Source organism: Salinisphaera hydrothermalis C41B8 (assembly GCF_000732535.1).
GTDB classification, from domain to species: Bacteria; Pseudomonadota; Gammaproteobacteria; order Nevskiales; family Salinisphaeraceae; genus Salinisphaera; species Salinisphaera hydrothermalis.
Window position 1 is genome coordinate 1 of the sequence record NZ_APNK01000008.1, and the last position, 24,308, is coordinate 24,308.

Below are 24,308 nucleotides of genomic sequence, written 5' to 3' on the forward strand. Positions count from 1 at the left end.
AACCAGGCAGCTTGCCACTTAAAAATCGCTGTGGGCTGTCCAGCTCACGGGGTCCACTTCATACCGCATGCAGGCGACGCAGCGACGGTCGTCGATCGCCGAGTTGGCGCGGGTGCTCTTTCACCACCAGGGTCATGCCGGTGGGCAAAGAGGCCGCCAGGATACGAATCGCGCGGATCTGGTCATGAAAATACCCGGCCTCCGGCACTGTCGTTCGCTCGGGCTGATAGTGCAGGCCGAAATAGGCGTACGCCCCGGTCGGAGCCTGTTGGGCGGCGTGACGATCGAGATAGGCCAGATCTGCCCGGCGTTGACGATGACGTCGCCGCGCTGCGGCCACGATCGCGCGCCAGCCCAGTCGGTGGTAGTGGCGATGCGCAAGATAGTGTCGATCGCGGAAATAGCGCCAGACGATCGCGCTCCAGCGAAAAAAACCGAGCCGCTTGCGCGCGTGGCGGCTGGCGCGTTCGTTGATCGATACCGAGTTGGCCATGCGCGGCGAACGCGCCCAGGCCTGATCCATCACCCAGCTTGCATCGATGGGTGTGCCGGGGCGCACCCAGTCCTGGTTGGACACCGATAGATCGGCATCAAGCAGGACCGCATCGGCGATCTGGGTCGTGCGAAAAATGTAGACCGGAACCCGGTTGACGCGACAGACTTGGTGGAACACTAGATGCCAGGGAAAGTGCGGGGTATGAGCGAAAAATACGGTAAGCGGGCGCGGTGCCCGGGCTAGCCATGCCTCGAAAGCGTTGATCAGGCCGTAGAACAGCCGCTCCTGAACAGCCTGGGCCTCCGGAACCAGAAACACGCGGTCCAGAGAGCGCATGAAATGATGCTTGGCGGGCTCGTAGGCATTGACACGCTCGGGTTTGACAACGGCTGTGGGATCGAGCTTGTGCTCGAAATCGGCCAGGCGGAAGTAGTGTCGCCAGTCGAAATATTCATAGCGATCCAGCGAGGCGTCGGTGGGCTGACGCGTGGTTCGGCCCTGGCCGCCTACGATCAGTCGGGTTTGATCAGCTAAGCTCATGGCCGCTTCGTGCATGAACGGGTAGTCGGCGAAGTCGGCGCAGAAAACGGTGCCGTAACTCATGAGTCTCTCGTGGCTGGGCCAGCGGCGGGTGGCGTTCAGGTGGTGCTGGTCAGTAGAGCTTATCGAGAAATAGGCAGCGAACAACCCGTCGGATCGCCGCAGTATATGCGGCGGGGCACCGCGGCCGGGAGCGATTGTGCGACCATGTCGGCAATGACAGCTGCATCCGAACTCGATCCCCCCGATCCGGTGGGCCAACACGATGACGGCTCCCGGCGAGTGGTGTGGAACCAGACCGAGCTGGGGCCTGCTTGTCCGTCCCGAGCCTTTTTCGATTTCGGCGGCTGGCAGGCAAGCGGGCGTGTCGAAGGCCAAGGTATAGGACGCGGACAGGCGCTTTTCATCGTCGGAGAGGGCGGGGCGCGCTGGGTGCTTCGGCATTATCGTCGGGGCGGTGTAATCGCTCATTTGAATGCCGACCGTTACTTCGGCCCCCTCAACGATCGATGCCGTCCAATGCGCGAGTTCGACTTGTTGACTCGGCTTCGGGCCATCGGACTGGATGTGCCGCGCCCGATAGCGGCTCAGGCCGTTCGTAGTGCGGGCTTGGCTTATCGAGCCGACTTGGTGACTGAGCGTATTATTGATTCGAGCCCTTTAGCCGACCACTTGACCCGAATCAGACTCGCTCAAATCCACTGGCGCCATTTGGGTCGGACATTAGCCCGATTGCATACCTGTGGTGTCTGGCACGCCGATTTGAATGCCCGCAACGTATTGATCGATGCCGACGATCGCTTCTATCTGATTGATTTCGACCGGGCGCGGTTTCGGGCCGACGGTTCGTGGCGCCAGGCTAACCTCAAGCGTTTTCGCCGCTCGCTCGACAAGTTCGCCGGTCGCTGGGCCACGTTCAATTTCGCGGAAGCGGACTGGCAGGCCCTGCTGGAGGGCTATCGTGAGGCGTTCGGGCGTTTGTAGGGGTTATAGCCCTTGCGCTTGAAGCGCTGATGCAGCCAGAAATACTGGGCCGGATCCTCGTTGACCACGGATTCGATGATCGCGTTAATCCGGCGTGCATCGGCCGCTTCGTCGTCGCTCGGAAAATCGGCGAGCGGCGGTTTGATAATCAGGCGATATCCGCGGCCGTCGTCGCGGCGCAGGGTAAAAAACGGAATGACCGCGGCTTTGGTCATCTTGGCCATACGGCTCACGGCCACGTGGGTGCGGGCCCGCTGGCCGAAGAAATCGACGACCACGCTCAGGCGTTTGCCGGCTTTCTGATCGGCCGCATACCACACGGCATCGCCGCGCCGTAGCGCGTTGAGCAGGGCGACGACATCGCTGTCGGCGATGCTGGCGCCACCGATATGGGCTTCGCGTCGGGTGCGCATCACGCGTTCGACCACGGGATCCTTGGGTGGCTTGTACATGGCGGTGGTTTGGAAGCCCAGTTCGGCCATGTACTTTTGCGCCATGCGCACGCCGAGTTCGAGCGAGGTGGTATGGGCGGACAACAGAATAATGCCGCGTCCGCGTGTCGCGGCGTCTTCCAGATGATGCAGCCCTTCAACGTGAGCCAGGCCGTCGACTTTCGCTTGGCTGCCCCACCAACAAATACCGGTTTCAAGCGCCCCCTGGCCGACCGAACGGAAATGTGCGTCCAGCAGATGGCGTCGCTCGGCGTCCGACAGGTCGGGATAGCAAAGTGCGAGATTGATGTCCGCAATACGCCGACGGGCAGGGACGATGTAGGCCGCGAGCTGGCCGAGGCGGGCGCCAAGCCACATCTGAAGCCGATAGGGGAGCTGGCTGAGCACCCAGCCGAGTCCCATCAAGGCCCAGCTTGGCCAATAGCGCGGCGCGATCAGACTTGGATTGTCTCGGTTTTCGGAGTCGGAAGCTGCCATTGAGCCTGGGCAAGCCGCCGTTTGCCGCCTGCCGCCGTTGTAGGGTCGCGTCGGTCCGGCATGCTACACAGCCTTTAACCGGCTTTGTATCATGCTCGAAACAGGCCTGCGAAGAAACCCTGGATGGATTCGATCCCGTCGTTTACCGACAGCCGTGTGCTGGTTGTCGGCGATATCATGCTCGACCGTTACTGGTACGGCGACACGGGACGGATTTCGCCCGAGGCGCCAGTGCCGGTGGTGCGCATTGGCGACGAAGAGCGCCGGCTTGGCGGGGCGGCGAACGTGGCGCTCAACCTGGCTCGCATCGGGGCGCGGACGCGCTTGATCGGGGTGATCGGTAAAGACGAGCCCGGCGCGGCGACACGGGGCCTGCTCGCCGATGCCGGTATCGACGACGATCTAGTGGAAAGCTCGGATCATCCCACGATCGCCAAACTGCGGATCGTCAGTCGCAACCAGCAACTGATCCGGCTGGATTTCGAGCGCTCGTTTGCCATGGACGGCGCCTTCGACCGAACCGCGCTTGTCGCACGGGTGCGGGCGGCCCTGGCATCGACCGACGTCGTGATCTGTTCCGATTACGGCAAAGGGACGCTCGCGGATATTGCCGATGTCATCCAGTTGGCACGCGCGGCCGGTGTACCGGTGCTGGTCGATCCGAAAGGGCGCGATTGGCAGCGTTACGCCGGGGCTAGTCTCATTACCCCCAACGCGGCCGAGTTCGAGGCTTTTGTAGGCCACAGTGCGGTTGACGACGGGATCGAAGCGGACAGTTGGCTGGCCGAGCAGGCCACGCATACGCGTCGGCAGCTCGATCTCGATGCCTTACTGATTACACGCAGCGAAAAAGGGATGAACCTTTTTGCTGCGGGCGGTGACCTCCATCTGCCGACTCAGGCGCGTGAGGTTTTCGACGTGACCGGCGCCGGTGACACTGTGATCGCCATGGTGGGCGCGGGGCTGGGCGCTGGACTGAGCCTGCCGGATGCAGCGGCCGTGGCGAATCTGGCCGCCGGTATCGTGGTCGGTAAGCTCGGCACGGCGACGGTCAGCCCGGCCGAGCTGCGACAGGCCGCGCGTGCGCAGCGTGCCGGGGACCAAGGCGTGGTCGACGAGGACGTGCTGGCCGAATGGTTCGTCCAAGCGCGGGCGCGCGGCGAGCGGATTGTGATGACCAACGGCTGTTTCGATCTGCTCCACCCCGGTCATATCGCTTATCTGGAAGCGGCCCGCGCGCTGGGCGACTGGCTCGTGGTCGCGGTTAACGACGATTCATCGGTGGCGCGGCTCAAGGGGCCCGAGCGGCCGCTCAACGATCTGGCGCATCGAATGCAGGTGCTGCGTGGGCTGGCGTCGGTCGATTGGGTGGTGCCATTCTCCGAGGACACGCCGGAGCGCCTGATTTGCCGGTTGCTGCCCGATGTGTTGGTCAAAGGCGGGGATTACGAGGTCTCCGAAATCTCTGGGGGCGAGTGCGTGATCAACGCCGGCGGCGAAGTGCGGACGCTCGATTTCGTGCCCGGATTCTCGACCACTGCGATCGTTGACCGGCTACGCCGCGATGACGACCGGTGAAGATAGGCCGGATTATTCGACCGCGGTATATCGACAGGGCCGCTGAGGTGTCGGGCGAAAACGAATCGCGATATCAGAGTCGGCCATGATTTGGCGTGGGCTCTACGCCGGTCTCACCTATCTTTTGCTGCTCCCGGTATTCGGCTATTTCGCCTGGCGCGGACGTATCGAACCCGACTATCGCCGACATTGGAGCGAGCGGCTCGGCTACATCGACGTGGCGGCCGGCCGTACGCTATGGATTCATGCGGCCTCGGTGGGCGAGGTGATCCTGGTGACGCCGGTGTTGGAGGCGCTCATGGGGCGCTATCCCGAGGCCAATATTTTGCTGACCACGTTCACACCGACTGGTCGGGCTGAAGCACGGCGGCGGCTCGGCGACCGGGTTCAGCTGCGCTATCTGCCGCTGGATACGCCCGGCGCGACACGACGGTTCTTGCGTCGTGCGGCGCCAGCCGTGGGCATCGTGGCCGAAACCGAGCTATGGCCGAACCTGCTGGCGTCGGCCGATCGGGCCGGCGTGCCCATGGTGCTGATCAACGCGAGCCTGTCCGAACGATCGGCGGCGCGTTATCGGCGTTGGCCGGCGTCCCGGGCGGCGCGATTCATGCTGACTCGATTTGCCCGCATCGCGGCGGCCGGCCCTCTTCATGCCGAACGTTTCGTGGCCGCGGGCGCATCTGAAGAAACGCTCGAGGTCACCGGCAACCTCAAATACGATCGAAAAACGGATTCGAAGAGTCGGCAAGCAGCCGAAGCGCTACGCCAACAGTGGCGGGCGCGCGGGCGCCCGGTCTGGCTGACGGCGAGCACGCATGCCACCGAAGAATCGCAATTGATTGAAGCGTTCGAGGTACTCAAGGCGCGCCACCCGAACCTGCTCTGGGTGATCGCGCCGCGCCACCCTCAGCGCTTCGACGAGGTCGCCGCGCTGCTGGAGCGGACGACTTGGCGGTATGTACGACGCAGTCAGGGCGACGGCGTCGACGATCGAACCGATATTGTGCTCGCCGACACGCTCGGTGAACTTGACATGTTTTATGCCCTGGCCGATGTCGCATTCGTTGGCGGCAGCCTCGCGCCGGGAACGGGAGGGCACAATGTCATCGAGCCGGCAGCAGCCGGCTGCGTGTTTACGACGGGGCCGTATGTCGATGATTGGCATGAGGCGATGGCGCCGATGATCGAAACGAATGGAGCTGCAATAGCCGCAGATGTTTGGGGCGTGGCGGATAAAACCGAGGCCTGGTTGCGAGACGATGTCGGCCGGCGTGCGTCCGGTCAAAAGCTGGTGGCGGTGGCGGGCGCGCATTGCGGCGCGCTGCGCCGTGTCCTCGATATACTCGAAGACGTTATGGCGCCATTTTCTTAAGGCGATTATAGCGACGCTGATCGATTAGGACGGCTCACGGCTCAGGTCGAGTCGGAGCCGGTTCAGCGTCGAAAAGGTTAACGAGTCCGGCGGTCCCAGCCGGGCGTAATCACCCGCTACCGTTTTTTGAATTCAAAAGGTTGCATTCGAGGCGCGAAGTCGGCGGGAAAACGACCGACGGGCGAGGCGCTCATACCGCGCCATGCTGTCGAAAAACTTGTCAAAACGTGGTTTTCAATCCTTGAGCTTTTCGCTAAGCCATTCAACCATAAAAACAAAAAATATTGGCATGAGAGATGCTTCAGTATCAGGCAGCCGAGCTCGAAATTCTTCGGCAGGCGTGTCAACTCAGGGGCATGATCATGAAAACGAGATTCTACGGTACTGCTGGCGCGATCGCTGCCTTGGCATTCGCCGGGTCGGCCTTTGCGAGTCAAATCGATATCAACACTGCGGCGGACGGACCCAGTGGTAATGGCGAGCCGACGATATACCAGATTGCAACCGACCCGATCTATGGTAACGGTACGCAGCCGTTGTTCAGCCCGGGCTCTATCGGCCCGTCGACCACGCAGTACAACAATGGCACTTGGCAGATTACCGGGGCGCCGGCGAGTTCCAGTGCCCTGGAGGCCACTTATACCGCCAACTTCAGTAACGGATTATTCGGCGTTTACGATATCAATGACCCGAGTATTTCTCTGAATTTGCTTGGGCCGGGCACGCAAAACGGCCCGAACCCGGGGCGGTTCACGGATTACGCCACGTTGAGCTACAACCCGTTGACCGGCATGTTCACGGGTAAGGCGAGCGATGGAACCCAAAATTCCGCGAATTTTGGTTCCAACCTGTTCGGGTTTTTCCTGACGATCGGCGGCAATACGTATTACTCCGATCCATCGCAAAACGGCGGTGATAAAACTCGGATGGTCGGTTTCCGTGGTCTCGGTAACGCGGATCCTAACGCCTCCGCGCTGGACAGCGAATATCTCTTCGGCTGGGAGGACGGTACGGACAACGATTATCAGGACTATGTCGTGACGGTGAACGGCATTCGGCCGGTGCCGGAGCCGTCCTCGATCGCCATGTTCGGTGTCGGTCTGTTGATGATCGGTTTCGCCGCCCGTCGTCTGCAGAAGCGTGACGTTTGAACGTCGCGAACGTACTGCCACGTTGTAATCGGTAATCTCCGATTACAACGGCTAGGTCCGCTTCGGCGGGCCTTTTTTTATGCGGCGCCCCCGATGCGGCCGGACTCGAGGTCAGGGAGGGGCAGCGCGTCGAGTGAAGCGGTCCAACGCTATACGTCTTTCTATTCCTCGTTCGCGCTCGACAAGGCGTCAGCCTCAAATCAATGCGTTGAATCACACAAGTAAGAGACGTCAGTTACAGCGCGTTCTTCGTTCGACGGCGTCTCGGGTAAGGGACGTTTCTGCACCGTTATCTGGCCGGGGCGGGCGAGACAGCTTAATCAGCGCCACCCGGATCTCTCAGAACCTCATCAGCCTGCTATGGGCGCGTCAGTCTGTCGACAGATCTAACGGTTGCGATAATTGAGCATTTTGCTGTGGAAGCATGACCGGGCAATGCATGGGCTAGCTCGAATGGATGGTGCATGCAAAAGACGATGGTCAGTAGCGCGCGATTTGTCGATGGTACCGTCGAGAAACTTATCATTTTCCAATGTAGACCTTTTGCGTTACATGCAAAACATTGAAATATAAATAAAAAAATATTGGCACAGGCGTTGCATTAGTTGGCCCCAGCCGAGCCTTTCGGCGGTCTACTCATCCCCACACGGGAAGCTGAATAATGATGAAATGGTTCTATGGTTCCGCTGCTGTGGCAGCCCTGGCCTTCGCCGGCACCGCCTTTGCCAGTCAGATCGACGTCAATACCAATACGGGGAACGAGCCGTCGCTTTACGACATCGCGAATAGCCCGAGCTATGGCAACCCGGACGGTACCGAAGCTTTGTTTTCCGGCCTGAATGCCAATTCGGCGCAGACGAACAACGGCTACTGGACGATTGGTGCGACCAGCACCAGTACCAGCGTTCTGGAAGCGACTTGGACGGCAAACTACGATAACGCCACCTTTGGTGTTTACAGTCTTAACAATCCGTCGAATCAGCTGAACCTGCTTGGCAACGGCAGCGGTATCGGCCCGAGCACCAACGACATTACGGCGACGCTCCGCTACAGCGGTAATGGCATGTTCGTTTCTTACGCCACGGATCGCTACGGCAACAAGGTCGGCGGCACGCAAGAGTCGAACTTCGGCAGCTCGGTATTCGGCTACTTTCTCACCATCGGTGGGACGACTTATTACTCGGATAGTTCGCTGAATGACGGTAACAAAGACCGTATGGTGGGTTACCAGGGCAATGGCAGCGGTACTGCGTTGTCCAACGAATATCTGTTCGGATGGGAAGACGGCACCGACAACGATTATCAGGACTATGTGGCTACCGTCGAATCGGTTCGCCCGGTGCCTGAGCCTTCGTCGATCGCCATGTTCGGCGTTGGCCTGCTGATGATTGGCTTCGCCGCGCGTCGCTTGCAAAAGCGTGATGTCTAAGGACTTCTCGCTATGACTACCCCGGTGTAGTCGGCTGTTTTCAACAGTCTATGAACGGCCCGCTCGAGCGGGCCGTTTTTCGTTCAAGTCTCTGATAAAGATACCGGGCTCGGTTCCAGCTTGGAGGGGCTGACCGGCAGTACGAGCATATCAAGCGACTCGTGCGCGGCGAACGTTGGATGGCCCTCATTCGGCCACATTAGGCGTCGGCTCGACGCGAATTGCCAAGCGCCCTCCAAATCGCGGCTGCATGCGTTTTTTGCTGCCGCGGCCGTGAAGACCGATCGGTAACCGGCGGCGTTAGTGCTGGTTATTCACGGAATAAGGGGTAAAGTAATTAGGCGGGCTAATACCAATCTAAAAAGGGGGACATCATGGCTACCGGTGTATGGATCAGCCTGATCCTGTATTTCGCGCTGATGCTTGCCATCGGCTTTTATGCTTGGCGGAAATCAACGTCGTCGTCAGAAGAATACATGCTGGGCGGGCGTAATCTGAGCCCGGCCGTTGCCGCCTTGTCGGCGGGCGCATCCGATATGAGCGGGTGGCTGCTGCTTGGTCTGCCAGGCGCGTTGTATGCATCCGGGCTTGTCGAGGCCTGGATCGGCATCGGTCTGTTCGTAGGGGCCTTCATCAACTGGATCGTAGTGGCGCCACGCCTCCGCGAGCAGACGGAGCGCTATGACAACAGTCTGACCATCCCGGAATTCCTGGCCAATCGGTTTCCGAGCAAGGCTATTGCGCTTCGGACGGTATCGGCGGTCATCATTGTTGTGTTCTTCGCCGTCTACACCGCGTCGGGGCTCGTGGCTGGCGGCAAGCTCTTTACCAGCGCGTTCGGCGGGCTAATTCATGTCCCCTCAATGAGCGAGTACTCGGTCGGCGTGTGGCTAACGCTGATTATCGTGCTGACCTATACCGTGGTGGGCGGTTTCCTCGCGGTGAGCCTTACTGACTTCGTTCAGGGCTGCATCATGATGATTGCGCTCATTTTGATGCCGATCGTGGTCCTGTTCGGCAGTGGGGGCGGCGGTTACGCTCAGGCATCGCATACGCTGGCTGGCGTCGATCCAAACTTTCTCTCGTGGACCCATGGCCTGACCATCATCGGCTTTTTCTCGGCCGTAACCTGGGGGCTCGGTTACTTCGGGCAGCCGCATATCATCGTGCGTTTCATGGCGGTCCGCTCGGTCTCCGAGGTGCCCAAGGCCCGAAACATTGGTATGACCTGGATGTTCATTTCGCTCGCGGGGGCGATCAGTCTGGGGGTGTTCGGTCGGGCCTACGCGGTGCGTAACGGCCTGAACGTGGACGATCCGGAGACCATCTTCATCGTATTGGCGGATCTGTTGTTCAATCCGCTAATTACAGGCTTCCTGTACGCCGCGTTGCTGGCCGCGATCATGAGTACGATTTCGAGCCAGCTGCTGGTGTCGTCTTCGTCTTTGACCGAAGATTTCTATCGGCTGTTCCTGCACAAGGAAGCCAGCGAGCGTGAAAGCGTTCTGATCGGGCGGCTCAGCGTGCTATTGGTCGGCATTATTGCGGCTTTCATAGCGCGCAACCCCAATTCCCAGGTGCTCGGTTTGGTCAGTCACGCCTGGGCCGGCTTCGGCGCGGCGTTCGGGCCGTTGATGATTCTGTCGCTGACCTGGCGACGGATGTCGGGCACGGGGGCCGTGGCTGGTCTCGTGGCAGGTGCTGTGACCGTGATCTTCTGGATCAGCATGGGTTGGGACAGCAGCTTCCTCGGCGGGCCTGGCGTCTACGAGATCATTCCCGGCTTCATCATGGGCTGGATCGCGATCTTCGTGGTGAGCTTGATCACCGAGACGCAAGGCGAGTACCGCGCGATCGAGGCCAATTCATAAGCCGCGCTCGTTCGCCATATGCCATCAAAACCGCTGGCGCGAATGTGCGTCAGCGGTTTTTTTTGTCCCGATGTGTGGCCTCGGCTCGATGCTGGCGATAGCCCAGGGCACGGATTGCTGGTCATCCGCCGAGACCTCTCTGCCGCCGGGCGCGCCATGTGCTGCCGAAGCCAATCACGCCCAGCACGTATGGTCTTTAATCAGGGTTCAAAGCGCTCGGGATCGGCTCACGCGGCCGCGTTGGGCGTGGACGGCCATCTCCAAATTGCTATAAATAACAATACTATGTGAGTTTTCCAGGCCAGCGCGCTATTTCGTCTTCTATCTGTAGGTTGGACGCCGGCACCCACATGAGCTAGGCTTCGCTCCCATAGAGGAAAGTCCGTGCTTTTACGGACCCGGCCCGAAGGCTGTTGGGCTGCCAGCACGCGTGGCGATTTCCGGGTCGTACGGCATGCCGATGCAATAAAAAAAGGGGCCGCATCGGCTTGGACAAGATCAGGCACCTCTATTGCTCGCGTTGCGCGCGGCAATACTACCGACTCGATGTTTAAGACAAAGGCAAAGCCGTCGAAAGGCGGTGACGCAAAGCCACGGGTCTAACGCACGCACCGCGTGCCATGACCGCCGGGTTGCCGCTGGTCGAATCCAGACGGCGAATTTTGATGATTCAAGATTCCGCAGTGCCGCTGGGTTTGCACTGAAGACGGAATCCTCGGGCAGAGGAACCGGTCCATGTTAAATCGTCTCGCGATGGTTGTATTTTGCGTCGTCGCTACAGCGTCTTTGAGCGCCTGTGGCGGCGGATCCGGCGGCGGTGGTAGCGATAGTAGCGGATCCACCTCCTCCAGTAGTCAGACGGCCACCCCAAGTTCGGGCGATACGAGCAATAGTTCGACCGGTTCCAGTAGCGGCGGCTCCAGCTCGTCGGGAAGCGGCAAGAGCGGCAGCAGCTCGGATAGCAGTGGCTCCAGCTCCGGCGGGAGTAATCTCTCCAGCGTGCTCGATAGCAGCGCGCGTCATATTACCGATGTCAGCGTTCAGAATTACGGCAGTAGCGCGTCTTCGGCCGGTAAGGTGGACGTGACCTTCGGGCAGGTGTTTGCCGACGGCGATGTCGGGGCGCAGCAGCATGTCGTGGCCGCGATCGACGGCAAAGCGATTCCCACTCAAGTCGACCGCAAAGCGACATGGTCTGACGGTGCGCTGCGCCATGCTGTGGTCACGGTTCAGCTGACGGCGCCGGACAACGGAGCGGCGCAGACGGTATCGCTCTACGCGGTATCCAATCCTGTCGACCTCGGGCTTGGCACCGTATCTCTGAGCGACCTTCTCGGTACCAATTTCGATGCGACGGTGAAAATCACGCAAGGCGGGACGACCTATACCGCCAGTGCCCGAGATGCGCTCGAAAATGCCGTGCAGACCGGAAAATGCCCGAACTGGGGAGATCCGGCCTGCAAGCGTTGGCTATCCGGCGATTTGGCCAGCGAATGGGTTGTCGCGGCGCCGCTGAAAAACGGTAATTCACAGACGCCGCGTTTGCGGGTGTTTTTCAACGTCCGGGCGTATCGCGGCGCCGATGGCGCCATTGCCAACGTGCGTGTCGACTCGGTGATCGAAAACGACCAAACATATGCCGTGGCGCCTAACAATGTCACGTACGACGCGAATATCGCGGTCGGCGACAACAGCTATTCGATCAAGAGCCTGACGCAGTATACCCAGAGTCGTTGGCACAAGGTTCTGTGGACACATGGAACGCATCCGTATTATGCAGGTGTGTCGGTATCCTATCTGCAGGCGTCGAAAGCGGTATCCAAATATGCCGACGTCAAGCCGACCGACAAATTTCTCAGCGGTGTGCCGCAGACCAGTGTCCCCATGGATCATCTGGACCAGACGCCCCATATGGGAGATACGGGCGCGCAGGCTGGCATCGGGCCACTACCGCGTTGGACTTCGAGCTTTGTTACGTCTGGTAAACGTCAGGCCTTCAATTGGATGCTTGCTGATGACGATGCGGCGGGAGGATATAGCTTCCATTATCGTGACGACAAAACAGGTCGTCCGGTTACAATTGTGGATCATCCCTATATTACGATCGCGGATTTGAACTGGGCGCGCCAAGCGGGTGGGGCTTTCGCGGCGGATTTGTTGCCGTCTTGCGAAAAAGATTGCAGTAACCCGAATCAATTCGATATTGCCCATCACCCATCTATTGGGTATGTGTCGTATCTCGTTTCTGGCGATTTCTACTATCTGGAGGAAATGCAGTTCACAGCCAGCTACGTCGAGTTATGGGCTAACCCGGATTATCGCAAGACGGATAAAGGGCGTTTGCTTAACGCTTTCCAACAAGTTCGAAGTCAGGCTTGGAACCTCCGGTCCATTAGCGATGCCGCATTCGCGACGCCGGATAAAGATCCGATGAAGTCCTATTTTGTCAATCAAATCGATTACATCATTCAAGACTATCTGAATAGCTACGTTAACGCGTCGGGGCATCCGTTACACACCCTGGATGCATACGGCGCAGTGCACTATCCGGCAAATCAACCCTCGAACATAAGTATCGCACCGTGGCAAGAGGATTTCTTTACATGGGCGGTAGGACATGCTGCGGAACAGCAGGTTCCGGGGGCAAAAAAACTTTTGAATTGGTTGGCTCCTTTTCAAATTGGGCTAATGACCTCGGCGAAAGATGGGGCACAAAGTGGGTTTTGCTGGCAAGTTGCATCCGGCTATACATTCCAGCTTCGGGACGATAACAATTCACCGATATACACTAGCCTGGATGAGGTTTATGCCAAGACTTATCCCCGCCTAAACGGTTTGGCTTGCAATTCTCAAGCCATGGCGAATGAGTTGAGCACTACGGATGATCAGTTGAGTCCGGATCAGATGGTCGGATACGCTATTTCGCCAACCGGATTTCCTGCCAATTTACAGATTGCCCTCGCGGTGGCGGCCGACAGCGACGCGAATAATGGAAAGCAAGCTTGGCAAGTGTTCGAGGGGCGTGTAGATAAGCCGGACTATTCCAATTACGCAAATTTTGCCGTCGTGCCGCGTACTCAGTGATCGTTATTCCAGGCGAGAATCGGTGTCCGTTGAGATTGTAGAGCGGCCGTTATGGAAATAATATGCCGTCGCTGTTGACCTAATCGAGGCCGACCATAGTGGCCAAAGTGGACCTGATCGCGGCGGCACGACCGAATTTCATGAAGGTCGCGCCGTTGCATCGCATTCTGCGAAATGACGACGATATCGATGTTCGGCTCGTACACACCGGGCAGCATTACGACGCGAACATGTCGCAGGCTTTCTTTCGCGACTTTTCCCTGCCCGAGCCGGATATCAATCTTGGAATCGGGAGCGGAACGCATGCCGAGCAAACCGGCCGTACGCTCATAGCATACGAGCGGGCGTGCATCGATAATCGTCCTGATTGGGTGATTGTGGTCGGCGACGTCAACGCGACGCTAGCCTGCTCGCTCGCGGCAAGCAAGATCGGGGTTCGGATAGGCCATGTCGAGGCCGGGTTGCGTAGTCGCGATCGTGCGATGCCGGAGGAAGTCAACCGAATCCTCACCGATGCGATTGCGGATGTGCTATGGACGCCTTCGCAGGATGCCAGTGACAACCTTAGGTCCGAAGGCATACCCGAGGGGCGTATCGAGTTGGTGGGTAACGTGATGATCGATACGTTCGAGCTCATGCGCACTCGGATCGAGGCCGCGCATGCTCGAGAAGCGTTGTCGCTCGTTAGCGGCGATTATGCTGTGGTCACGTTACATCGCCCGTCCAATGTCGATGACCCGAGCAAGCTCGCGATACTCGTTAAAGGTCTTTCGCGTATCAGTGCAGATCTGCCGTTGGTCTTTCCCGTGCACCCTCGAACCCGGCTGCGTCTTGAGCAAGCCGGGCTTTGGCAAGCAATGCAGGCCGAGCCCGGAATACAGCTGATTGAGCCTCAGGGATATATCGATTTCATGAATTTGCTTACCGGTGCAGCGCTTGCGATCACCGACTCGGGCGGAATGCAGGAAGAAACGTCCTACCTTGGCATTCCTTGTCTGACTGTTCGTGACAACACCGAGCGTCCCGTCACGTTGACACATGGCACCAACCGTCTGGTTCGTGCCGTTGACCTCGTCGAAGCCGCTCGAAGTGCAGCAGTTGGCGGGCGAAAACCCCGAGCACATCATCATCCGCCACCCTTTTGGGATGGGCGGGCTGCAGAGCGGATCGTGGCCAGCCTCAGGCAACGAGCCTGAGTCGGTCCAAGCGCTTCGCTTGACGGAATGGCTGAGTGTCGACTGATTTGACACCTTATGAGTCGTGGTATTGGGCCTATTCCGGCGGTCACAGAAATTAGCCGGATATTTCGGGAAACTTGTTATACTGACTCCCAGTTGAAGCGCAAATATGCGGCCTGGAGTTTTTCCAATGAAAAACATGATCGCGAACAAACCCCGTCTTACTCGTCTGGCCGCCCGAACTGCGGTCGTGGCGTTGTGCCTTGGCGTAGCCCCGATGGCATTGGCTCAGTCGACCGGGACCACAGCTCCGGATGGCGCTGGCTATTTGTTGTCGTATGGCTCGAATTACTATAAATCGAGCGGTTTTCAAGGTGGTGGCATTGGTGGATATGGTTCCAGCCATAATGTTCCGGAGCCGGCCACTTGGGGCATGTTCGGGCTTGGGCTGGCCATGATTGGCGTTGGTGTTGCAAGCCGCCGCCGGCTGCGCTCGAATCGATAACTGCTGACTGCCGCGCCGGGCAGTACGCCGCCCGGCAGGCTTGGCCTGTGTTCAAAACCCGGTTGCCGAATATCGGCATCCGGGTTTTTTATTGCGCGTAGCCTCGGTTCATGGGCTATTGCGGTCGAGGCAAACGGCAGTACACCCATTCCAGAGGTGTCGAAAAACCTTTCAAGCCGCTGACAGTTTCTTAAGCGATTGATTTGGTTCATATTGTCTGTTGAAAAATCGAGGGCGCGTTAACTGTGGCTCGCTCGCGGGCCCGCGACGGCGGAATATATCAAAGCGTAATTTATAATAACTTTCTGATATTTAAGTAATTTATTTTTGCGCGCCCGTCTCTTGCAAAGCCCCCCTTCAAACAACTTCGCCCGCTGTCGTCGTCACGCGCACAGCAGGCTACGGCGCAAATCGTCGAAATAATTAACTCTCAAGCCCAGCCGGAAGAGAAATTGCGGTAGTATCAGGCCCAGCTGAGTTGTCGATACAGCACAAGCCGCCGGCCAGGGTCGGCATTGAGTTGGCGTTGTCGGCAAGGGTGGGCGGCTCGCTAAGTATCGCAACTGAAAAGGGAGCGCGTTGGTCCCGGTACTATGCTGATGGGACGCAGCGTTCAATGCTGGGGATTCATGAATACGCTTCGTATTTTCAATCACCACGTCCATATCAAGTTTGTACTTTTGGGCGTGTTGCATTTTCTGATTCTGGTCGGATCCGTCTTTGCAGCCGTCAACATTCGTTTTATCACGGCCGACGGCTCGGTCATCGCCGATTATCCGTTGATGACGCTCAAGGCAGTCGCCTACGCCGTGATCATTGTGCTTTGTCTCAGCGCGATGGGCTTATACCGCGCGCAACGAGAGAATCGCTATCTGGCGTTGTTCGTGCGCGTTGTGGTGGCGTTGGTTTTCGGCGCGGTGCTCGCGGTCGTCGTATATTACGTATTGCCGGGCCTATATCTCGGACGCGGCATATTCGGCTTGTCGTTATTGCTATCTCTGATCGGCATAGCCAGCGCGCAACTGCTTTTCCACGCGACCGTCGATCAGAAATCAGCCCCCTGGCGTGTGCTGCTCTATGGCGCCGGGGAGAATGCGACCGAGTTGCTGGCCTTTCTGCGCCGGCGCAGCGACCGTTCGTTGTTCAACTTAATGGGGTGCGTCGTGATTGACGATGAGCCCTGCAAAGTCGACGAATCCCTTCAGTGCAGGCTTGATGTTCCGCTCGCCGAATATGCCCGGCAGCGAAATATCGATGAGGTAGTCGTTGCCATGGACGATCGGCGCCGTAATTTCCCGGCGGATGCACTGATCGAATGCCGTGTTTCGGGTATCAATGTCGTGGATATGTTGACGTTCTATGAGCGTCAGACCGGGAAAGTAAAAACCGAGCTGTTGCAGCCCAGCTGGATTATTTTCTCCCATGGTTTTCGCCAAAGCGCGGTCGACAACGTGCTTAAACGTCTGCTCGACCTGCTTGCGTCGCTTGTGCTGCTGCTCGTGCTGTGGCCGTTCATGGTGGTCGCGGCCGTGGCGATCAAGGTGGAGGACGGTTTATCGGCGCCGGTTTTGTTCCGCCAGACCCGTGTCGGCCTGAATGGTCGCGAGTTTGCCATTTACAAATTCCGCAGTATGCGGATTGATGCCGAGGCCATGTCCGGCCCGCAGTGGGCGTCACAGAATGATCCGCGCGTGACGCGAGTCGGCCATATCATTCGTAAGCTTCGTATCGACGAGCTGCCACAGCTGTGGAATGTGTTTATCGGCGATATGAGTCTGGTGGGGCCTCGCCCGGAACGCCCTGAATTTGTCGAGCACCTCACCACGATTCTGCCGTATTACCGCGTTCGGGAATGCGTCAAGCCTGGGGTGACGGGGTGGGCGCAACTCGGTTATCCGTACGGCGCCTCGGATGAGGACGCCAATGGCAAGCTTCAGCTGGATCTCTATTATGTAAAGAATCGCAGCCTGTTTCTGGACTTGCTCATTCTGATCAACACGATCGAGGTTGTGTTGTTTCGGAAGGGTAGCCGTTAATCCGCGTTCGCGGCCTGTCGTCGTGCTGATTGCGAATCGTCGACAATGTTTCCCGATCTCAACTTGACTCAGATCTGGCTGCTGTCCAATGGCATCGGCGCGGTGGCTTTTTTGGCTGTGGCCGCGTTCATGGTTTTCGGGGTTCATGCCCGCCACGCCGCGTCTCGGCTGTTACTGGCGGCCTGCGTGGTATCCGCGGGCTGGTTTACGTTTCTGGCCGCGGCGCCGCTGGTTTCGATCAGCGGACCCTGGCTGGATGTGATCGAGACCGCGCGTACCGGCTTCTGGCTCGTGACGGCAGCCTGGGTCGTGCCGCGCGTTTCAAATTCGCTACGCCATTGCTGGCTGCGTGGTCTGGCGGCGGCCATTCCGGCTCTGGTGCTGTCCTATCTGCTCTGGCGTGTAGTCGCTGAGGGCGGGGCGACGACCGGCGGCCACAGCATGGTCTTCACGATCGGCGCGCTGGTCATGAGTCTGTATGGGCTGGTGCTGGTCGAGCAAACCTATAGAGCCAGCGGCCTGGATGCGCGCTGGGCCGTCAAGTATCTCTGCCTCGCCCTGGCGACGATCTTCGCCTACGATTTCGTTATGTATTCAGGCGCGCTCGTGGCGCATCGCATCGCGTTGTCGGTATGGAACGCGCGCGGCGCGGTCAACGCCCTCGTGGCGCCTTTGATCGGATTGGCCGCCGTACGCAACGCGCAATGGTCTGCTCGCCTGAGTGTTTCTAACCAAGTGATCTTCGGGACCGGCGCCCTGATCGTCGCCGGGGCCTATCTGATGATCGTGGCCGGCGGCAGTACCTATATTCGACGATTCGACAGCAGCTGGGCTGAGGTGGGCGCGTTGCTGTTCACCATCATGTCGACCCTGCTACTCGTGGTGTTCTTTCTGTCCGGTCAGGTGCGTGGTTATGCGCGCGTCATGCTGCACAAGCATCTGCTGCCGTATCGCTACGATTACCGCGAACAGTGGCTGGCGCTGACACGTCGGCTGAGCCGTGACGACGGTGATTCGGATGTCTATGAACGGGCGATACGAGCTATCGCGGAGCCGGTCGACAGTCCGGCCGGCGCGCTCTGGCTGGCGCGCGATGGGCGTTTCACTTACGTGACCGATTGGAACATGACGTCGGCCGTTGATGTCTTCGAACGCGAAGACGGGGCGTTGGCTGATTATCTGGCCCGGACCGGCTGGGTGATCGACCGCGAGGAGTTCGAACGCGACCCGGCGAAATACGACGGTCTGGCGCTGCCGCCCTGGTTCCTTGGATTGGAGCGCGCCCGGTTCATCATTCCGTTATTCGCCGGGCAGCGTCGCTTGGTGGGCTTTCTCGTCTTGGCTGAGCCCCGCGCATCGTTCGAGCTCAACTGGGAAGAGATTGATCTGCTCAAAGCCTTTGCACAACAGGTTGGGGTGTATCTCGATTATCAAGAGGCCAACCGCGCGCTGACGCAGGCCCGTCAATTCGAAGCCTTCAACCGTCTGACGGCGTTCTTGATGCACGACCTCAAGAATATCGCTGGCCAGCAGTCGCTGATGCTGGAAAACGCCGAGCGGCATAAGAAGAACCCGGCGTTCGTCGACGACATGATCGCCACGATCGATCACTCGGTCACCCGCATGCGAGGGTTGCTCAATCAGTTGCAGAAAGTCTCGCGCTCCGAGCATCGCACAGAGCGTGTCGACGTTGATGCCGCCGTCGATCAGCTGATCGGCGATTTGGCGAGTACGCGGCCGACGCCGGTGCGTCGCGGGTCGACTTCCGGAGCCGTGGTCGACGCAGACCGTGATCGGTTGATCATGGTTCTGCGCCATGTAGTGCGTAATGCGCAGGATGCGACGGGGGACGATGGCCGGGTCGAAGTCGAAACACGGGCTCGCGATGGCGGCGTCGAAATCGCGGTGAGTGATAACGGCGAAGGTATGACTGCGGCATTCATTCGTGATTCGCTTTTTCAGCCGTTCGTGAGTACGAAATCGGCGCGCGGCATGGGCATCGGGGCGTATCAGGTTCGGGACTTCGCGCGTTCGTCGGGCGGCGATGTCATCGTCGACAGCACGCCCGGACAAGGGACGCGGTTTGCCATAGTGTTACCGGTGGTGGCCGATTCGGCAGCCGGGACCGACTTAATCCAGGGGAGCATCGATCCATGAACGCCGTAGCCGAAAGACTGTTGATCGTCGAGGACGATCCCGGGCTGACGCGACAGCTGCGCTGGAGTTTCGATCAATACGATCCGGTCTTCGCTGAAGACCGCGGTGCCGCCATCGATCAGGTTCGTCGGCATGAGCCACAGGTCGTGTTGCTCGATCTGGGGCTGCCGCCGGAGGCCGACGGAATCGACGAGGGGATGCGGGCGTTGTCCGATATCCTGCGTCTTGCACCGGCGACCAAGGTCATTGTCGTGACCGGTAACGGCGACGAAGAAAGTGCGATCAAGGCGATCGCGGCGGGCGCTTACGATTTCTATCAGAAGCCGGTGGAGATTCAGGTCGTCGAGCTGATCATCCAGCGGGCATTTCATATCTGGCAGCTCGAGCGTCAGAACCGACGGCTGCGTGCCGACGCGGATCGCCCGTTGGATGGCCTGATTGCAATTAGCGAGCCGATGCGCCGCATCGTGCGTCAAATCGAGAAGATTGCCCCTACGAATGCAACCACGTTGCTGCAGGGGGATACCGGCTCGGGCAAGGAAGTGCTCGCTCGGGCCTTACATCGCCTGAGCCCACGTGCGGAGCATCCGTTCGTGGCTATCAACTGCGCGGCAATTCCCGAGCATCTGCTTGAAAGTGAACTGTTCGGTTACGAAAAAGGCGCGTTCACCGGCGCGCAGAAACAGACCCTCGGGAAGGTCGAGCTTGCCGAAGGCGGAACGCTGTTCCTGGATGAGATCGGCGACATGGCCCATGGTCTGCAGGCCAAGCTGCTGCGCTTTCTGCAGGAGCGGGTCATCGAGCGCGTTGGCGGGCGGCACGAAATCCCGGTCGATGCGCGGGTCGTCTGTGCGACGCATCGCGATTTACAGGCGCTCATTGCCGAGGGCGAGTTTCGCGAGGATCTCTACTACCGCGTAGCAGAAATCACTATTCGTATTCCGCCGCTCCGCGATCGTCAGGGCGATGCGATCGCGATTGCAAAAGCCTTGTTCGAGCGAGCTAACAAGGAACACGGACGATCACTGCGCGGGTTTTCCGCCGACGCGTTGGCTGCAATCGAGCAGCACGGTTGGCCGGGGAACGTGCGTGAACTGGAACATCGCGTAAACCGGGCGGTGATTCTCGCCGATGGCAAGTTGATCGATGCCGAGGACCTCGGGCTGGCGAACGCGGCTGCAGAAGACGACGACAATCTGCTCAATCTGCGGCAAGTGCGCGATGCGGCAGAACGCGGTGCGCTGGAGAAGAGCCTGGGCCGCGCCGACGGCAATATTTCGAAAGCGGCGAGACTGCTGGGCGTATCGCGCCCCGCCATTTACGATCTGATGCGCAAGCACGGCATTGATACGAACAACTAAAAGGAGCCGGGGGATGATCAAGATGAACAACGGGCAGGTGCGGTCCAGCCGTGTTGTCGCCGGTCTGATTCCAGTCTGCCTGGCCGGCGTCGTGTTTCTGGCCGGGTGTAGTTCCGCGACGCCTGAGCAACGCGTGGCCAAAGCAAGACAGGCTTATCAGCAGCACAATTATCATGCGGCGGAGGTTCAGCTGAAAACGGTGCTACGCAAGCATCCCGATAACGGTGCCGCATGGGCTTTGCTGGGACACACGTCGTTGGCCGAGCGCCAGTACGATGACGCGATCCATCAGTTCAACAAAGCCAAAACCAACGGTCAGCCGGCGGCCGCGTTAGCGCTGCCGCTGGGTCGTGCTCTGGTGGCCAGTGGCAAGTATCAACAGGCCCTGAACGCCCTGAACGAACCTGAAAGCAAGTCGCCCGACCATGTGAGGGCCCTTGTTGCAAGCCTTCGCGGCGACGCCGAACTCGGCCTCGGAGACCGTGACAAGGCGGCCAAGGCCTACGACGATGCGCTTTCGATCGAGCCCGGCCTGCCCGATGCGCTCCAGGGCAAAGCCCGGCTCGCTCTACTGCGTGGCGACCTGGCCGGCGCTCAGGCCGCCTTGTCGAAGGCGGTTTCCGCGCATCCTGACGATGTCGGTTCGTTGGTATTGCTCGGCCAGGTCGATTATCGATCCAATCGTTGCGAAGATGCCGTTAAACGTCTGAACCACGCCATGAAAGTGGGCGGCCAGTCGATGACTGCTTCGCAACAACAGAGCGGATGGGCGCTGTTGGCCGATTGCGAGTTGCGCACAGGCGATCCCGACGCCGCCCGGAAAAACATCAATTCGCTTCTGGCTGCGAACCAGAACAACCCGTTCGGCAATTATCTGCAGGCGCTGATGGATATTCGCCAGGGCGACTATCAGAACGCGGCGAACCATGTACAGGCCGCGCTCAACGTCGACCCGAATAATGTGCGCAGTATGACGTTGATGGCATGGATACGGATCGCCCAGGGACGCCCCGATGCCGCACAGCCATTTCTGACGCGCGTTCTGGCCCGCTCACCGGATGACATGGCGGCGTTACGGCTTCAGGCCGGGCTGTGGATGGCGCAAAACCAGGACGATCAGGCGCGAGATCTTCTCGAAAACGCCTATCAGCGACATCCTGACCAGCCGGGTTTGCATCAGGCGTTGTCCGACGTGCTCAAACAGCTCAAGCAAAAACAGTCGGGCGGTGATCAGGCGGGCGCCGGGCTCAACACCGTGTCGGTGCAGCTCGATCTGGCGCGCTCACTGGCGCGTATGGGGAGCGAAGCGGCCGCACAGACGGTGCTGTCTAAAATCAAGCCCAGCACCGCGGCCGAGCAAAGCGAGGTCGCGGCCGCTCGGGTGCAAATCGCCCTGGCCGCGGGGCATGGCGAACAAGCCTTGCAGCAGGCTAAGGCATTGGCAGACCAAGCGCCCCAGGACGCGAATGCGCAGAAGTTGCTGGCCCAGAGTTATGTGGCGGCCGGGGATATCGCAAAAGCCGCGGACGTGCTGGCCAAAGCGCATGCCGCCAATCCCGACGACGCTTCGATTATCCGCGCTCAAGCCAGAGTGGCCGTCAGCCAAGGGCTTTATGCCGACGCAATCGCCGATCTGAAGCCGCTCCATGAGGCGCATCCGGACGACACGAGTCTGACCCTTGCGCTGGCTGGCCTGTACACCAAAGCGGGGCAGGCAGATCGGGGCATCGACCTGTTGCAATCGGCCGTTCACAACCAGCCGCAGTCCGACGCATTGAATCAGGCTTTGGCGCGTGCCTATCTATTCGCCGGCAAAACTGACCAAGCGGTGACGCTGATCAATACCCAGCTCGCTGCGCACAAGCAGGATGCGGATTGGCTACATCTTCTGGGGGTCGCGCAGTTGATCAAGGGCAATACGGACGCAGGACTGAAAACGCTTGAGCGTGCTGCCGAACAGGCGCCCGATCGGCCCGGTTATGCCTTGGACGTGGCGAAGGCCGATTTGTCGTCTGGCCACCGTGATGAGGCTATCGACCGATTGCAGAAACTACGTCGCCAGTCGCCAGACTTCTGGCCGGCGGCCGGTTTCCTTGCCTTGGCGCAAGCAGGCGGCGGCGACATCGATGCGGCGTTGAAACAGGTCTCGGCGCTTCGCGAGGCCGGTCGCGATTATGAAGCGAACGTGCTCGACGGCGATGTATTGCGTGCGGCCAAGCGTTTCGAGCAATCCGACGCGGCTTATGAAAAAGCCTACAAGCAGCATCCCAGCCGCCAGTTGGCCATGGCCATGTTCGACGTGCGCCAGGCCGGTCAGTTAAATGATCCGGCCAAGCCGCTCGAGCAGTGGCTCAACGACTCACCGGACGACGCCGAGACCATGCTGACACTCGCCGCCTGGGATCAGCAACACGCTAAAGCCGATCGTGCGGCGGCTTTATATCGAAAAGTTCTCGACGAACATCCGGACTCGGTCGTTGCACTCAACAATCTGGCGTTGATCAATGCCGGCGATCATCCACAACGCGCCCTCGACTATGCGCGCCGCGCCCACCAACAAGCCCCAGCCAACCCTGCCATTGCCGATACGCTTGGTTGGATCATGGTTGGGCAGGGAGATTTGGGCTCGGGCATTCCGTTACTGGAAACGGCCGAGAAATCTGCAGGCGATTCCAGTCCGGAAATTCGTTTTCACTTGGGTGCGGCGCTGGCCAAACGCGGTCGCGCGAGTGACCAGACGCGCGCTCGGTCGCTGTTGAGCAAAGCGATATCTGCTGGCTTGCCAAAGGATGAGGAAGCCAGCGCACAACGTCTTATCAAGCAGCTCGGTAAAACCCCTGATGCGAATGGGGCCGCTGAATGAATAACCTGTCGCGCGGTCGGCATGATAATTTCGTTTACAATGCGACGAATACCGCTGCATGATGCGGCGGACTGGCGTTGGCCGCAAAGTGATTGTGGCGGATAGAGGGCGCACGCGCCGGTCGTACACTCGGGCTCGGCTTTTGGGGGATGGCACTGTGGTTCAAAATCGTTTCTTTCTGACTTGGGTCCTGGCGATTCTCGCGGTCTGCTTCGTGGCGGGTTGCGCCTCGGCGCCACCCAAAGTGCTGCAGGGCCAAGCGCCGGACAGTGCATACCGCATCGGGCCCGGTGATCAGCTCCAGATCTACGTGCGTAACAACCCGGATCTGAGCATGTCGGTTCCGGTGAGGCCGGACGGCAAAATCTCGATTCCGCTGGTGCAGTCCATGCAGGCGTCCGATAAGACGCCCAAGCAGCTTGCCAGCGACCTGCAGAACGCGTTGTCGGCCTACGTGCGAGATCCGCGGGTGACCGTGATCGTGACGCAGTTCCACGGCACCTACGCCGATCAAGTGCGTGTCGTCGGCGAGGCGACCCGGCCGCAGTCCATGCCTTACCGGACCGGCATGACGCTGCTCGACGTGATGATCAACGTCGGCGGTTTGACGCAGTTCGCCGCCGGGAATCGCGCCAAGCTGGTGCGTCACGAAAACGGTCAAACCAAGACCTTCAACGTGGATATACAGGACCTGCTCAACGGCGATATCAAAGATAACGTGCCGGTCCATCCGGGGGATGTGATCATCATTCCCCGAACGTATTTCTAGTATTT

Annotated in this window: 16 protein-coding genes and 1 riboswitch; of the genes, 14 read left to right on the forward strand and 2 right to left on the reverse strand. The window is 59.4% G+C overall.

What is annotated here, in order from left to right; genetic code table 11:
• Positions 1–58 precede the first annotated feature (58 nt).
• Entirely contained in the window at positions 59–1,099 is a 1,041-nt protein-coding gene (locus C41B8_RS07350; RefSeq protein ID WP_037336200.1) for a hypothetical protein, read from the reverse strand.
• Positions 1,100–1,243: 144 nt separating this feature from the next.
• Between C41B8_RS07350 and C41B8_RS20070 the strand changes: the two genes are divergently transcribed.
• Entirely contained in the window at positions 1,244–2,020 is a 777-nt protein-coding gene (locus tag C41B8_RS20070; protein WP_198025103.1) for a 3-deoxy-D-manno-octulosonic acid kinase, read from the forward strand.
• Here the strand turns inward: C41B8_RS20070 and C41B8_RS07360 are convergent.
• Positions 1,993–2,949, reverse strand: coding sequence for an LpxL/LpxP family acyltransferase (locus C41B8_RS07360; protein WP_084188655.1), 957 nt, complete (start codon positions 2,947–2,949; stop codon positions 1,993–1,995). The genes C41B8_RS20070 and C41B8_RS07360 overlap by 28 nt on opposite strands.
• Before the next feature lie 123 nt (positions 2,950–3,072).
• On the opposite strand from C41B8_RS07360, the gene hldE reads away from it, so the two are divergent.
• The 13 genes from hldE (at position 3,073) to C41B8_RS07420 (ending at position 24,303) form a co-directional block, all read left to right on the forward strand.
• Positions 3,073–4,527, forward strand: coding sequence for a bifunctional D-glycero-beta-D-manno-heptose-7-phosphate kinase/D-glycero-beta-D-manno-heptose 1-phosphate adenylyltransferase HldE (hldE, locus tag C41B8_RS07365; RefSeq protein ID WP_037336202.1), 1,455 nt, complete (start codon positions 3,073–3,075; stop codon positions 4,525–4,527).
• An 85-nt stretch (positions 4,528–4,612) separates the two neighbouring features.
• Positions 4,613–5,899: a 3-deoxy-D-manno-octulosonic acid transferase gene (locus C41B8_RS07370; RefSeq protein ID WP_051883237.1), complete on the forward strand. Its 1,287-nt coding sequence runs from the start codon at positions 4,613–4,615 to the stop codon at positions 5,897–5,899.
• A 296-nt stretch (positions 5,900–6,195) separates the two neighbouring features.
• A complete protein-coding gene (locus C41B8_RS19520; RefSeq protein ID WP_051883238.1) occupies positions 6,196–7,050 on the forward strand; it encodes a PEP-CTERM sorting domain-containing protein in 855 nt (284 codons plus the stop codon).
• A gap of 661 nt (positions 7,051–7,711) precedes the next feature.
• The gene (locus C41B8_RS07380; RefSeq protein WP_037336204.1) at positions 7,712–8,479 is read left to right on the forward strand and encodes a PEP-CTERM sorting domain-containing protein; all 768 of its coding nucleotides are present in this window, start codon (positions 7,712–7,714) and stop codon (positions 8,477–8,479) included.
• 374 nt (positions 8,480–8,853) lie between these two features.
• Positions 8,854–10,350 carry a sodium/proline symporter PutP gene (gene putP, locus C41B8_RS07385; protein ID WP_037336206.1) on the forward strand — a complete coding sequence of 499 codons (1,497 nt, stop codon included), beginning with the start codon at positions 8,854–8,856 and terminating at the stop codon, positions 10,348–10,350.
• A gap of 550 nt (positions 10,351–10,900) precedes the next feature.
• Positions 10,901–10,990, forward strand: a riboswitch (cyclic di-GMP riboswitch).
• Between the two features lie 95 nt (positions 10,991–11,085).
• Complete coding sequence (locus tag C41B8_RS07390; protein ID WP_156962464.1) at positions 11,086–13,434, forward strand: hypothetical protein; 2,349 nt, start codon at positions 11,086–11,088, stop codon at positions 13,432–13,434.
• Between the two features lie 95 nt (positions 13,435–13,529).
• Entirely contained in the window at positions 13,530–14,630 is a 1,101-nt protein-coding gene (gene wecB / locus C41B8_RS07395) for a non-hydrolyzing UDP-N-acetylglucosamine 2-epimerase (protein ID WP_037336212.1), read from the forward strand.
• 172 nt (positions 14,631–14,802) lie between these two features.
• Positions 14,803–15,117 carry a PEP-CTERM sorting domain-containing protein gene (locus C41B8_RS20075; protein ID WP_198025105.1) on the forward strand — a complete coding sequence of 105 codons (315 nt, stop codon included), beginning with the start codon at positions 14,803–14,805 and terminating at the stop codon, positions 15,115–15,117.
• A gap of 629 nt (positions 15,118–15,746) precedes the next feature.
• A complete protein-coding gene (locus tag C41B8_RS07400) occupies positions 15,747–17,153 on the forward strand; it encodes a TIGR03013 family XrtA/PEP-CTERM system glycosyltransferase (RefSeq protein WP_037336215.1) in 1,407 nt (468 codons plus the stop codon).
• 63 nt (positions 17,154–17,216) lie between these two features.
• Entirely contained in the window at positions 17,217–19,310 is a 2,094-nt protein-coding gene (gene prsK, locus C41B8_RS07405) for an XrtA/PEP-CTERM system histidine kinase PrsK (RefSeq protein WP_198025106.1), read from the forward strand.
• Positions 19,307–20,671, forward strand: a complete 1,365-nt coding sequence (gene prsR / locus C41B8_RS07410) for a PEP-CTERM-box response regulator transcription factor (protein ID WP_037336219.1) — start codon at positions 19,307–19,309, stop codon at positions 20,669–20,671. Before prsK ends, prsR begins: the two co-directional genes overlap by 4 nt.
• Before the next feature lie 13 nt (positions 20,672–20,684).
• Complete coding sequence (gene prsT / locus C41B8_RS07415; RefSeq protein WP_037336221.1) at positions 20,685–23,534, forward strand: XrtA/PEP-CTERM system TPR-repeat protein PrsT; 2,850 nt, start codon at positions 20,685–20,687, stop codon at positions 23,532–23,534.
• A 157-nt stretch (positions 23,535–23,691) separates the two neighbouring features.
• Complete coding sequence (locus tag C41B8_RS07420) at positions 23,692–24,303, forward strand: XrtA/PEP-CTERM system exopolysaccharide export protein (protein ID WP_037336223.1); 612 nt, start codon at positions 23,692–23,694, stop codon at positions 24,301–24,303.
• The last annotated feature ends 5 nt before the right edge of the window (positions 24,304–24,308 follow it).